Raw genomic sequence first — 12,229 nt, 5'->3', positions numbered from 1 at the left:
CCTGTTTTAACCCTGAGGATTCAGCAGCCAGGTCCCTGGTTTGTCGACGGTAAGCGACATGGAGCGGTTGCCGCTCTGATTGCGGAGCATAATGTCGTACTTGCCCGCCGGGAGTTGCAGGATGCCGTAGCCGTTGGTTGTTGGGACACTTTTCTGGGGTTTGCCGTTGATTTCCATATCATCGCCTTCCTGAACACGTACGTAAACGCGTGCGAGCAGCTCACCTGCTGCGGGCGCGGCTTTTGCTTTCAGCGTCGTTTTTGCTGGTTCAGCTACGTTTGCTACTGTGGGTTCCGTCCCCGATGGCGTGGAGCGGCCAAACAGCAAAGCGCCAACAATCACGCCGACCACGACGCCTGCGGCTATCTGTAACGGTGCCTGATATTTCTTCCAGACAGGCAGGGTGGCAGAGTCCACCTCTTCGTCCACTGCGACCAGCATCGTCCCGGGCTTTTTTGCGTACGCGAACTCGCCCGGTTCATCTGACGGAATGTCGGCTATGGCGGCAAACTCTTCGATAGATTGCGGGCGATCTTCCGGTTTAAGCGACAGCGCCTGATCTATTGCCTGCAGGAGGCTGGTGGAATAGCCCTGAATCTCACTTTGCACAAGAGGTATGCAGGTATCCTGAATGCTGCGCGCCACGCTCGCCTGCGGCGTATTGCCTGTTATCAGCGTATAGAGAATGGCGCCGAGGGCATAGATATCCGTCCACGGGCCAAGCTGATTCTCAAGGTCTTCGGTGTATTGTTCCAGCGGTGCAAAGCCCGGGTGCAGCAAGGTTTTGCTTTCGTCGCTCATCCCGCTGGCATTGCGCCGGGAGGCGGCAAAGTTGAGCAGCAAAGGCGTGCCGTTATCCTGGATCTGCACGCTTTTTAATGACAGGTCGCGATGGATGTAACCGCCGCTGTGTAGCGCAGCCAGAGCACTGCACAACATGGGCAGCATGCGTCGCAGCCAGCTTTCATCGATGATATCGGGCTGCTGCTGAAGCAGTTCCGCAAGGGAGATGCCGCTGTAAAACAGCGTCGCCGTGTAGGCCGTGTCATTCAGCGACCAGAAGCGCAGCACCTGGAGTAGGTTTGGATGGTTGAAGTGTGCGAGCTGCCGCGCTTCCTGAATAAAGCGGTTCAGGCCGGTGGTGAACTCCACACTGTCCTGTTTGCTGCGCAGCACCAGGCGCATATCGTCGCTGCGCACGGTGAGGGCGCGGGGCATGAATTCGCGAATGGCAATCGCACGTTCCAGCTGATGGTCCCAGGCACGGTAGACAATACCTGTGTTACTCGAGTCGAGGACCTCCTGAATTTCAAAGTCGTCAAAGCGATAACCGGGCGGCAGAGCGTCGGGGATCCCTGGTGTGTAGTCGTTAACTATCATGATGCTTTCTCTGCTCAAAATTAAAAAGTTTTCGGACTATTTCTGGGCGCGCCATGCGCCGACTGCCGGGTCCCGCAGCTGCGGATGCAGGGAGTCAATCAACAAAAGCGTAATGGTGGTGTCCGGTTCAAGCCAGGCAGACCACACTTTACGGATCTCGTTTAGCCGGGTTTGCAGGCGTGACTCATCGAGTGCCATTTCACGCGGAACTTCTACGGCGATGGTGCCGGTCGTTTGCCAGCCGTTCAGCTCGGGCTTATAGGGCAGGATCATCCAGCTAAGCGGCGCGTGCTCGTTGCTCACTACCATGCGCTCGTTGTTCAGGCTGGTGATCAGCAGGGTATCGGCATTGGCGTTATTGCTTAAACCGCTGACCGGGAAGCCATGCACGAAGGTCATCTCAAGGCGTTTTTCACCGTTCTTACCGCTCTGGATAACTTCACTACGGCCGTTAAGCCAGCCGCCTTTTTCACATTTCCCGTCGGGGATAAACAGCGCGGAGGCGTTTTCATTCCCTTCCCAGAAGGTGCGAAGGTGGCAACCATCCTGCAAGGTGAATTCCTGCCATGGCGTCCGATCCGCCGGGGGAGACATCTCTTTAGCCTGCTCGGCGGAGGTCGTGTTTTCTGTAATCACTGGCGCAACGGTGACCGCCCAGTCGCTGTTTTTAGTGGCGGTGCCAAAAGCAAGGGTATCGCCATGCTCATCTTCCATACGCCAGTTAACCAGCTCTATTTTTCCGCACTGGCTTTCCAGCAAAGTCCCCAGGCGGGGCATAAAGTTGTTCAGGATCGAGGGGGTTTTATCACCATGGGCAACAATACGCAGAGGAAGCTCAGTATCGCACCAGCTTTGCGGCGAGTTATTTTTTATGTTGTCGATCCAGACGTCCAGCTTCTGGGAAGGGGACTGCACAAGACGATAATTCCCTGCCCACACGGTGGTTGATGCCAGCAGCAACGCAACGCCTGAAAGCCAGAGTTTCATAGTAATCCTTGAGCCAAAGTGAATGATGAGTAGCGCGCGAACAGGGCAAAAAGGTTGCCGGGCGCGCGCCTATATTCTCATGGTAACTTTTTGTTTTAAATCTTTCTTTTCTGCGAGATGAGCTGGCTAGTCAATGATCCAGGTGCCGCTGTTGGCGTTCTGGCAGGCTTTACTTGCGTCATCTACGGCAACACAGGTCGTTTTTTTAGCCGCTTTGCGAGGGCGAGGGCGATCTTTTTTCAGCGTCTGGGCGTAGAGTTCGCTCTTGACCAGCGCACGCATAGGGACGTAACCCACCATGATCTGCTTATCCTTTTCCGCTACGGCGAGCCACGAGTGTTCAACCTGGCCCAGAACAGTATAGGTCTGGCCATTTTCGAGCTGGCCGATAACCTTGCCGCCGAAATCTGGTTTACTCAGAATCGAACCTGCATACATAGCGCGGTAATCAGCGTTAACAGGCGTAAATTCGCCTGGTGCAGCGACGGCATAGCGGTGTGTGAGCGTCACGCCGTTCACCACGCTAGTTACAATAGTGTCATCCGTCATGGTGGGAGCCGGGGCTTTGCAGCCAACAATGCTGGTGACGACAAGAAGGGCTAACAGATTTCGCAATTTCATCGTGACTTTCCCTGAAAATTTTATCGTCTGGGCAGGGAAGTCCTGACCCGGGATAGAAAATTAAGCCTGTAGAATAAACATAGTAGCGGTGATTTTACATAGCCTGATTAACAATTCAATGGTGAGATAACGTCGCTTCAACATTAAACGAGGCAGTCATCCAACTGAACCGAAATCTGACAAAATGAATGCTGTTTAAATGCTCTGTTTTGTCAGGATTGAAATGTCTGCTATTGGGCGTGTGCAGTTTTTATCTTGTTTAATATCAATTAGATAAAAGGTTTGTTCTCTGCCTGGTCACGGCGATGAAAATTCCATCTATAGTACTTTTAAAAATTTGAGCTGAGGATATTCTTAATTCAGAATTTCGCTGTTTCGAATTTCATAACGGCACCAGATTAAAGCGCCTTAAACTATAAAGGCTGGCTTTATTATCCCCTCGCTAAATAAGTTTAAAATATAGGTTCCGATAACGCCACGTCATCGTCTGATAATTAAATGCAGACTTAAGACATTGCTCACCTTACGCAAGGCAACAGGTTACGTGAAGAAAATTTTACATTTGAAATTAATAGCCACGTAAGGGTCTTATCGCAGCACGAAAGGCCAAAAACAAATTAATCCATTGATCTTTAAGTAATAAATAAATCATTTCGGAGTGAAATTAATGATTGAGCCACGGGCGAAAAGGCTCTATATTGGCCGCGTTTTTCCCATGCTCGTTACTTTTCTATTTCAATTATTCAACTGTGGCGCTACAAATAACCCCAGTTGTAGGAGTGATATGATGACGGATAAAGTCCGTATTGATACTTTAGGTGCAAATTCATTAAATGGTAACAACGAGGCTTATTTAGCAAGACAGGCTGAATATGAATCGAATGTCAGGAGTTATCCGCGTAAGCTGCCGCTGGCTATAGCAAAAGCCGAAGGCGTGTGGATAACCGACGTTGAGAACAATCACTATCTTGACTGTCTGGCCGGCGCGGGAACGCTGGCGCTGGGCCACAATCACCCTGACGTACTGCAAAGCATCCAAAATGTCCTTACCAGCGGCTTGCCGTTACATACACTGGACCTGACTACCCCCCTGAAAGACCAGTTTTCCGCCTACTTACTCTCTTTATTACCCGGCCAGGGGAAAGAGTACTGCCTGCAGTTCACCGGCCCAAGCGGCGCGGATGCGGTAGAAGCGGCTTTAAAACTCGCGAAAAAAGTCACCGGCAGAAGCGGGATTATTAGCTTCTCTGGCGCTTACCACGGCATGACGCACGGCGCGCTGTCCGTCACCGGCAACCTGTCACCAAAAGAAGCTATCAACGGCATGATGCCGGAAGTACAGTTCATGCCCTATCCGCACCAGTACCGTTGTCCGCTGGGCATTGGCGGTGAGGCTGGCGTGAAAGCGCTGACTTACTATTTCGAAAACCTGATAAACGACGTTGAAAGCGGCGTGCGCAAACCTGCGGCGGTGATCCTGGAAGCGGTGCAGGGAGAGGGGGGCGTCAACCCGGCACCGGTCGAATGGTTACAACGCATCCGCAAGGTGACTCAGGAGCACGGCATCCTGTTGATTCTGGATGAGGTGCAGGCTGGCTTCGCGCGTACGGGCAAATTCTTTGCCTTCGAACACGCGGGCATTGAGCCAGATATTATCGTGATGTCCAAGGCCGTGGGGGGAGGTTTGCCGCTGGCGGTACTGGGCATCAAGAAGACGTTCGACGCCTGGGAGCCGGGCCACCACACCGGGACATTCCGCGGCAACCAGCTGGCAATGGCGACCGGGCTTAAAACGCTCCAGCTGCTGAAAGATAACGACGTTGCCAGCAAGGTCGCGGCGCAGGGCGAATGGCTGAAGGGGAAACTTGGTGAACTCCAGCTGCGCTATCCGGTTATCGGGCAGGTACGTGGCCTGGGCTTAATGATTGGTATTGAAATCGTTAAGCCGAATGAGCCGCAGGATCATATGGGCTGTTATCCGGCAGATGGTGAGCTTTCAGCGCTGTTGCAGAAAAAATGCTTTGAAGCCGGGCTGATTCTGGAGCGCGGCGGCCGTCACGGTAGCGTGCTGCGTCTGCTGCCGTCCTTGCTCATTACCCATGAAGAGCTGGGAATTTTCCTCAGCAAATTTGAGCAGGCGCTGGTCGGCGCGGGCGTGAAGTCTGTAAGCATGGAGTACGCGTAATGTCTGAGGGAAACCCAATTCTGTCCTCCTCGCTGCAGAGCATTGAGGCCTATCAGCGGGCTATCGCACAAAGCAGCGAAGCCGTTGTGCAGTGGCTTAAGCAGCCTGAAATGTATCAGGGCAAGAGCGTTGCCGAACTGCGCGAACGTATCCGGCTGGACTTTAACCCGCAGGGCCTGGGCAACCAGGCCGCCATCGAACGCGCCGTTGAATACTTTTTAAAAGACAGCCTGTCGGTGCACCACCCGCAGTGCGTGGCGCATTTGCATTGCCCGAGCCTGGTGATTGGCCAGGCCGCAGAAGTGCTGATTAACGCCACCAACCAGAGCATGGACTCCTGGGATCAAAGCCCGTCGGCCACCATTATTGAGATGAAGCTGGTGGAGTGGTTGCGCACCCTGGTTGGCTATCAGCCGGGCGATGCCGGCGTTTTCACCAGCGGCGGTACCCAAAGTAATCTGATGGGGCTGATGCTGGCGCGCGACGCTTTCTTTGCGCGCCAGGGGCACTCCGTCCAGCAGGACGGACTGACCGGCAACCTGAAAAAGATAAAAGTGTTCTGTTCTGAGCACGCCCACTTCTCCGTGCAGAAGAATATGGCGCTGCTGGGGCTGGGCTACCAGTCCGTCACGCTGGTCAAAACTGACCGCTTCGCGCGCATGGACGTAAGCGACCTTGCCCAGAAGCTGGAGCAGGCGAAGGCCAACGGCGAGCAGGTCATGGCCATTGTGGCGACGGCGGGCACCACGGATGCCGGCGCTATCGATCCCCTGCGCGATATCGCGTGCCTGGCCGCCGAAAACAATATCTGGGTGCATGTGGATGCGGCATGGGGCGGTGCGCTGCTGCTTTCTGAGCAGTATCGCGACTATCTGGACGGCATCGAGCTGGTGGACTCCATCACGCTCGACTTCCACAAGCAGTTCTTCCAGACCATCAGCTGCGGTGCCTTCCTGTTAAAAGAAGCCCGCCACTATGAGCTGATGCGTTATCAGGCGGCGTACCTCAACTCCGAATTTGATGAGGAGCAGGGCGTGCCGAACCTGGTGTCGAAGTCGTTACAAACCACGCGTCGCTTCGATGCGCTAAAGCTGTGGATGGGCCTGGAAGCATTAGGCCAGAAACAGTATGCGGCTATCATCGACCACGGGGTAAGCCTTGCGCAGGACGTAGCGCACTATGTCCATGAGCAGGCCGCCCTTGAACTGGTGATGCAGCCGCAGCTGGCAAGCGTGCTGTTCCGCTATCGCCCGCTTGACCGCGGAGCACAGAAGGATGCAGAGGTGGGATTGCTCAATCAGAAAATTGGCGATGCGCTGCTGGAGTCAGGCCGCGCCAACGTTGGGGTTACCGAGCACGGCGGAGTGACCTGCCTGAAACTGACGCTGCTTAATCCAACCGTCACGTTGGGGGATATTAAAACCCTGCTGGCGCTGGTAGAGAAAACAGCGCAGCAGGTAAGGGTGGCATAGCGTTTATTAAGGTGGATAGCGCAGTCGCTTATCTGCCCTACGAGAACCCTTTTACGTAGGGCAGACAGGCGTAGCGTCATCCGCCATTATTTATTCGCAGCGCCATCCCCCTGTAGCACCGCCATGCTGCCGTACAGATCGAGCAGCTTCTGGTACTCCGTTTCATCGTAGAAAGCAATTTTGCCCCACGTGAACTGCTTAGCGACCTCAACGCTGAATACCGTGGCATCAACCAGTTCGCTTTCGTAGCTCGCGCCTGTATCGCATCCCGGAACAACGGATTTTGCCGTAATCGCCAGGCCGACAACCGGGGCGGTGGTGGCAACGTGCGGCTGCATAATGGAGTTGAAGTGGTAAATGCCGTTGTCGTAAGGCGTGATGTCCTGGGTGGTGACAGGAAAGGTGACCGCCGGATTACCGGTTGCCAGCTCCATCAGGCTCACCAGGTCCGGCGCGACGCGCAGAATGTAACCTTCTTTCGCCGTCGCGGAGAGCGCTATGCCGCGCTTCTTGATGATGCTGTTGCCTTTAGAGGTATCCACGGAAAGAATGGCATCCATGTCGTCATCCACCTCGTATTTGTTCATCGTGGTGGATGACACCGGCATGCCCATAAAGTCCACCGGATCGTGCGGCGTGATGGAAACGTGCGTGGCGATATGGGTCGTAATAATCACATCCCCTTCCAGACGCGCGCCTTTGGCAGACATATCCAGCAGTTTCATCGCGCTGGCCAGCGCAACGATGGAGCCGTCCGCGTCGGAAACAATCCCCATACGATCGGGCTGCGCCTGCTGCGCACCCAGGCGGCCAATGATGCCCATGGTCGGCGAGCTGCCGCCTGACTTCTTGCCCGTTTTCCCTTTGATCACGACTTTAATGAAGTCGCAGATCTGCGTGGTATCTTCCGGCGGTTCGTAGTTTACCGCTGTGGAGGTAATACTGGCATATTCTTCCGCAGCGCCCAGGCTCTCCAGCAGCGCAACGACGGTTGCCCCATTGACCGCCGGATTATCCAGCGCCTCGTATACCATGCTGACAAATTTGGATGACATATTATTTCACTCCTTTGATCGTCTCTAAGGCGAAGCTTTGGTTTGGGGCGATGGTTTCAATCTGGTCGGGCGCGTGGAACCACAGACCCTCTTTCTCACCGAGGATTGTCCCCTTATCACCTTCTACATAGAGGGCGGAGCCTTCATACAGCGCCAGCAGCTCTTCTCCTTTATTGAACGTTAAAAATTCGTTCAGACGCTCTTCGCGACTTTCACCGTTATGGCCTGCTGGCTTGCCGGAGATAAAATGAGGGTTCATCTGGAAGGGGACGAGGCGCAGCGCGTTAAAGCTTGGCGGCTGTACTATAGGCATGTCGTTAGTGGTACGGATGGTCGGCGTGGCGACGTTGCTGCCCGCGCTCCAGCCTACGTACGGCAGCTCACCGCCGTTCACACGCTGTGAAATCAGCTCAACAATTTTGCTGTCATACAGGCGGCTGAGCAGGGCAAAGGTGTTTCCCCCGCCCACGGCAATTGCTTTCGCGTTTTTAACGGCGGCAACCGGGTCGCTGAAATGGTGGATAGATTTCAGGCCGTAACCCAGACGCTGGAACGCCGGTTTTACAATCTCTTCAAACTTATCAAAGCTGTTGGTCACGGCGGCGTACGGGATGAAGAGCACCTCCAGCGGCTGCTGCTGGAACAGGGTATGCAGCTGCTCATCTGCATGTTCGAGATAGCCACGGTTTCCCATGCGGGAGCTGCTCATTAACAATGCTTTTTTCATACTGACTCCTTGATAAATTGCGTAATGCAAAGGGCAAGACGGTCGATTTCAGAGAACTGATTAAAGTAGTGCAGGGAAATACGGCCCATTTTTTCTATCTGATAGTTTTTCAGAATGGCGCTCGCCATAAAGTGACCTGATTCAATAATGATGTGCTGAGCTTCCAGCCATTCGGTCAGTTTGTCGGGTTTAACACCACTGATATTGAACGGAATGATTCCCAGCCTGCCGGAGGCGTCTGCCGGGCCATAGGCTTCAAATCCGGGGATCTGCGCCAGTTTTTCCAGCGCGTAGTGGGTCAGTTCGCGGCAGCGCTGCTCAACGACGTTGATGCCGATAGCGTTAGCGTAATCAAGCGCGCTGTCCATGCTGATAATGGCGGGCACATTCGGGCAGCCGGCTTCAAAACGCTTTGCGGTTTCAGGGAGCACCACGTTTCCCGCTTCATCCATACTGGAGTTCCACCACCCGACCAGCGCAGGAGAGAGGGATGAAATCAGCGATTCGCGAACGTAAAGCAGGCCGGAGCCTTCAATAGCCCGTAGCCCCTTACGCCCGCAGGCAGAGAGAAAATCACATTGCCAGGCCTGCACGTCGACACGCAGCAGTCCCAGAGCCTGTGAGGCGCTAACGTGGCTTAATACACCCTGCTGGCGGGCAATCTGGCAGATCTCCGCGACGGATTGCACCGCGCCCGTGACGTTGGAAAGCGCAACAAAGCTAATCATCCGCGTTTTTGACGTGATGAGATTGCGCACCTGCTGGGGGTCAATCACCCCCTCCGCGCTTGCCTTCAGGGAAACGAGACGGATCTTTTTTTCTTTCGCTAACAGGTGCCAGATGGAGACGTTGCTGAGCATTTCGGTGTCGGGCAGGATGATTTCATCGCCTTCCTGCCAGTCGATACCGCGCGCCGCAAGGCAGATGGCTTCCGTACCGTTACGAGTAAAGGCAATCTCCGTGGGAGAGGCATTTATAAATGCGGCCAGCTTCTGACGCGTGACCTCAATACCCTGGTACACCGCTTTGCGAAAGGCAGGGAGATAGGTCCCCAGCTCGGCCGTTTTATTCAGATAGTCGTTAACCGCCGCAATCACCGGTGCCGGAGGCGGAGCGGCGGCTCCGGTATCAAAATAGGCGTAGCTTTGCGATACGCGGGTGTCCTGATAAATTTTTGCCCAGTCTGTCATGTTCAGTCCTTACTGTTAGTGACCAATGAGTGTCAGAAATTTCGCTTTTACCGCCGGGAACAGTGCCGTGGCCGCCGAGCTGAGCGCATCGCCTGCAATCAGGCCACCGGCCAGCGTGGAGATTCTGTCGCTGCCGACGGCGAAGATTTTCTCCAGCACCAGGCGCACGGCCAGGGCGGCAAGAACCGTCCAGCCAGCGATGGGATAGTGGATCATCAGCCCGGTGGAAAAGAGCACGCCAATCTGGTTACGTGCGCCGCCAATCCATTGCAAAAGCGCACCGGGGACAGCCCAGAGCATCAGCATCATGGCGATATCCGTGGAGCGGCCAGCTTCGATGGTGGCGGCGTAGAGGCGGGAGGCGGGCACGATTTTGTCCTGCGAAAAATAGAACGGATAAACCAGCGCCACGACGATCATCGCGCAGGCAAATCCGGTCATGGCGGCGAAATACTGCTGTTTGCGGCCGTAAATTTCAGCCTGCGGATCTTTGCCGTAGCCACGAACCATAAACCCGGTTTTTAAATCAAAGCCCATGTCTGCAAACGCCGGGCCAGTGGCCGTGCAAAAGCCAACCAGCACGGCAAGGGCCGGTGCGGGGAAGCCGAGCAACAGGCCGATCATCAGAGAAATCAGCGCCGCCGCAGTAGCCGGGAACCAGCCAGAGTGCATGGCGGCCATGCCAACGACCATCTCCTGAACTAGCGCGGCGGCAGTAGCAAAGAGCAGAAAACCAATCAGCATTGGCAGCGACATCTGGGTGAAGATTTGCGTGATAAGCGTCAGCAGAAGGGCGGTGATGAAATAGAACACGGCACCCTTGAGCAACGTGTTTTTCAGGCGGCTTGCGCTTTGCTTTAGCTCTTCGCTTTCGGGGCCGCTCTCTTCGTTAAGGTCGCGTCTTTTGCGAATCACGATCAGCGCAATCTGCACCAGGGCAACAAGCCCGGCACCAATCATAAAGCCGTGTGGGACATAGTGTTCATAGAGGTTATAGGGAATCAGCCCGGACTCGGAAAACCCTCTGACCAGCAGGCCGACGGCGAACATCAGCAGAGCAAAAATGCTGCCGATGAAAGCAATGCCGGCCGACGCCATGGGAATGCCAAAGGCGGCTCCCCCAATGCCAAGGGCGAAGCCGACCAGCAGCAGGCCCAGCCGCTTGCCGCCTTTATTACCTGCCCACAATGTTTCCGCTGTGGCAACTCCCGCAGGCCAGGGTGCATTGGCCGGGAAAGCACGGGTGTTAAATACGCCATACAGGATGGTGCCATCGATAACCAACGCCAGCGACGCACCCGCGAGCATCGGCCAGATAAGTTCATGCATCCCCAGCACCCACGGCACGCCAATTGAGATGAGCAGGCCGTTAGCGGCGGCGAAGGTGGCGGAAGAGATAGCCGTTTGCGCCAGGTTCTGGGCATCAATAAAGCGGAAGCTGGCAAAGATCTCACCGGGGATACGGGAGAGCAATATAGCCAGTACGGCGCCGATAATTGAGGTGTTAGCCGAGATACCCAGGGTGACAATAATCTGGATACCGATAATCGCCCCCAAAAACGACAGGGCGACAATCACCAGAAATATTGCTGGCCGGAAAACAGAAATAGCAGGGGAGTTGCCCGCCGACTCCAGAGAGACATGTGGATGCATAGAATTTACCTGTCTGTTTAGGGATGTTGTGTTGTCTTTATTATGTTTTTTAAAGTACCGGGCTGAGCTTCACTGCCGCCTGAATAAGCAACGGTTTATAAACAATGAGATCGTCACGCAGGGTAGAGGCCGCGATACACAGCGAACCGGCGACCTCTTTTTGCACGTTGAATAACGGTACTGACAGCCCCTGGGTGTGCGGCTGCCAGGCCTCATGGGAGCTGGCGTAGCCCTGCTGCGCAAAGAGCTCCAGCGTTTCAAGTAGCGCAGCGTCCGCCTGCAGCTGGTGGCGGGATAAATAGTCAAGCCGCTCTTCCGGTTTCATAAACGCCAGCGTGACCTGGGTGAACGGAGCCTGATGTAAAAATAAGGACTCGCCGACGGTAGTCGTAAAGCGAATATGCTGGCTGCTTTCCTGGATATAGCTACAGACGGATATATCCTCCCGGCGACGGTAGATAAAAACCGTTTCACCACTCTGTTCAACCAGTGGTTTAAGACACTGCGCAGCAATTTGTGAAAACTGCCGCGTCTCATTGGCCAGATGCCCCAGTTCGATACAGCGAAAGCCAAGCTGGTAAGTTCGGCCTGCCTCCTCCTGGTGGAGATAGCCTTCTGCCTCGAGCAGGGTCAACGCCCGCTGCACGACCGAAGGGCTGCGGCCTATCTCACGCGCCAGCTCCCTTACGCCCCAGCGTGTTTTCTGCAGGGTGAAGTAATTAAGTACCGATAGCACCAGGGCGGCCGACTGCAAATTGTTGCTCATTGATAGCTCTCCGGAAGGGGGCTTTTGTTGTTGTGTTCCATATGGCGGCACAGTGTTTCATTTTAATTTTGCGTCGCGCCATGAATAACAAGAAGTCATCCCGTTGTATAAAATCGCAGCAAAAATTGCGGTTTGAATCACATTTTGAATACAAAAAAATAACAAGGTGATATTTTGCCGACGCCGGTATCAC

General features: G+C 54.6%; 10 protein-coding genes. 2 read left to right on the top strand and 8 right to left on the bottom strand.

Going from position 1 to position 12,229, the window contains the following annotated elements; translation table 11 throughout:
• Window positions 1–6: 6 nt before the first annotated feature.
• The 3 genes from HYQ67_RS00270 to HYQ67_RS00260 all read right to left on the bottom strand — a co-directional run bounded on the left by HYQ67_RS00270 (window position 7) and on the right by HYQ67_RS00260 (window position 2,988).
• Window positions 7–1,380, bottom strand: coding sequence for a serine/threonine protein kinase (locus HYQ67_RS00270; protein ID WP_202300563.1), 1,374 nt, complete (start codon window positions 1,378–1,380; stop codon window positions 7–9).
• A gap of 36 nt (window positions 1,381–1,416) precedes the next feature.
• A complete protein-coding gene (locus HYQ67_RS00265) occupies window positions 1,417–2,367 on the bottom strand; it encodes a hypothetical protein (protein WP_202300561.1) in 951 nt (316 codons plus the stop codon).
• A gap of 126 nt (window positions 2,368–2,493) precedes the next feature.
• Window positions 2,494–2,988: an SH3 domain-containing protein gene (locus HYQ67_RS00260; protein ID WP_202300559.1), complete on the bottom strand. Its 495-nt coding sequence runs from the start codon at window positions 2,986–2,988 to the stop codon at window positions 2,494–2,496.
• Between the two features lie 787 nt (window positions 2,989–3,775).
• Here HYQ67_RS00260 and HYQ67_RS00255 point away from each other — a divergent pair.
• Both HYQ67_RS00255 and HYQ67_RS00250 read left to right on the top strand, forming a co-directional pair.
• Window positions 3,776–5,173, top strand: coding sequence for a diaminobutyrate--2-oxoglutarate transaminase (locus HYQ67_RS00255; protein ID WP_202301047.1), 1,398 nt, complete (start codon window positions 3,776–3,778; stop codon window positions 5,171–5,173).
• Complete coding sequence (locus HYQ67_RS00250) at window positions 5,173–6,645, top strand: pyridoxal phosphate-dependent decarboxylase family protein (protein ID WP_202300557.1); 1,473 nt, start codon at window positions 5,173–5,175, stop codon at window positions 6,643–6,645. The genes HYQ67_RS00255 and HYQ67_RS00250 overlap by 1 nt, the downstream gene beginning before the upstream one ends.
• 86 nt (window positions 6,646–6,731) lie before the next feature.
• Here the strand turns inward: HYQ67_RS00250 and HYQ67_RS00245 are convergent, their stop codons facing one another.
• From HYQ67_RS00245 to HYQ67_RS00225, 5 genes are read right to left on the bottom strand one after another with little or no spacing between them, the layout of a single operon-like run.
• Complete coding sequence (locus tag HYQ67_RS00245) at window positions 6,732–7,700, bottom strand: DUF1177 domain-containing protein (protein WP_202300555.1); 969 nt, start codon at window positions 7,698–7,700, stop codon at window positions 6,732–6,734.
• Window position 7,701: 1 nt separating this feature from the next.
• Window positions 7,702–8,427, bottom strand: a complete 726-nt coding sequence (gene pepE / locus HYQ67_RS00240) for a dipeptidase PepE (RefSeq protein ID WP_202300553.1) — start codon at window positions 8,425–8,427, stop codon at window positions 7,702–7,704.
• On the bottom strand, window positions 8,424–9,617 hold the full coding sequence (locus HYQ67_RS00235) for an aminotransferase class V-fold PLP-dependent enzyme (protein ID WP_202300551.1): 1,194 nt from the start codon (window positions 9,615–9,617) through the stop codon (window positions 8,424–8,426). Before HYQ67_RS00235 ends, pepE begins: the two co-directional genes overlap by 4 nt.
• Before the next feature lie 15 nt (window positions 9,618–9,632).
• Entirely contained in the window at window positions 9,633–11,270 is a 1,638-nt protein-coding gene (locus HYQ67_RS00230; RefSeq protein ID WP_202300549.1) for an OPT/YSL family transporter, read from the bottom strand.
• Between the two features lie 49 nt (window positions 11,271–11,319).
• Window positions 11,320–12,036 carry an IclR family transcriptional regulator gene (locus HYQ67_RS00225; protein ID WP_202300547.1) on the bottom strand — a complete coding sequence of 239 codons (717 nt, stop codon included), beginning with the start codon at window positions 12,034–12,036 and terminating at the stop codon, window positions 11,320–11,322.
• Window positions 12,037–12,229: the final 193 nt, after the last annotated feature.

The sequence above is a fragment of the Dryocola clanedunensis subsp. sulfonylureivorans genome (assembly GCF_016756775.1).
Classification (GTDB): Bacteria; Pseudomonadota; Gammaproteobacteria; order Enterobacterales; family Enterobacteriaceae; genus Dryocola; species Dryocola clanedunensis.
This window is presented reverse-complemented; position numbering and strand designations above follow the sequence as displayed.

Excerpts from the sequence above, each read along its gene's own strand:
- HYQ67_RS00270 (WP_202300563.1), bottom strand. The coding sequence starts at position 1,380 with ATGATAGTTAACGACTACACACCAGGGATCCCCGACGCTCTGCCGCCC.
- HYQ67_RS00265 (WP_202300561.1), bottom strand. The coding sequence starts at position 2,367 with ATGAAACTCTGGCTTTCAGGCGTTGCGTTGCTGCTGGCATCAACCACC.
- HYQ67_RS00260 (WP_202300559.1), bottom strand. The coding sequence starts at position 2,988 with ATGAAATTGCGAAATCTGTTAGCCCTTCTTGTCGTCACCAGCATTGTT.
- HYQ67_RS00255 (WP_202301047.1), top strand. The coding sequence starts at position 3,776 with ATGACGGATAAAGTCCGTATTGATACTTTAGGTGCAAATTCATTAAAT.
- HYQ67_RS00250 (WP_202300557.1), top strand. The coding sequence starts at position 5,173 with ATGTCTGAGGGAAACCCAATTCTGTCCTCCTCGCTGCAGAGCATTGAG.
- HYQ67_RS00245 (WP_202300555.1), bottom strand. The coding sequence starts at position 7,700 with ATGTCATCCAAATTTGTCAGCATGGTATACGAGGCGCTGGATAATCCG.
- pepE (WP_202300553.1), bottom strand. The coding sequence starts at position 8,427 with ATGAAAAAAGCATTGTTAATGAGCAGCTCCCGCATGGGAAACCGTGGC.
- HYQ67_RS00235 (WP_202300551.1), bottom strand. The coding sequence starts at position 9,617 with ATGACAGACTGGGCAAAAATTTATCAGGACACCCGCGTATCGCAAAGC.
- HYQ67_RS00230 (WP_202300549.1), bottom strand. The coding sequence starts at position 11,270 with ATGCATCCACATGTCTCTCTGGAGTCGGCGGGCAACTCCCCTGCTATT.
- HYQ67_RS00225 (WP_202300547.1), bottom strand. The coding sequence starts at position 12,036 with ATGAGCAACAATTTGCAGTCGGCCGCCCTGGTGCTATCGGTACTTAAT.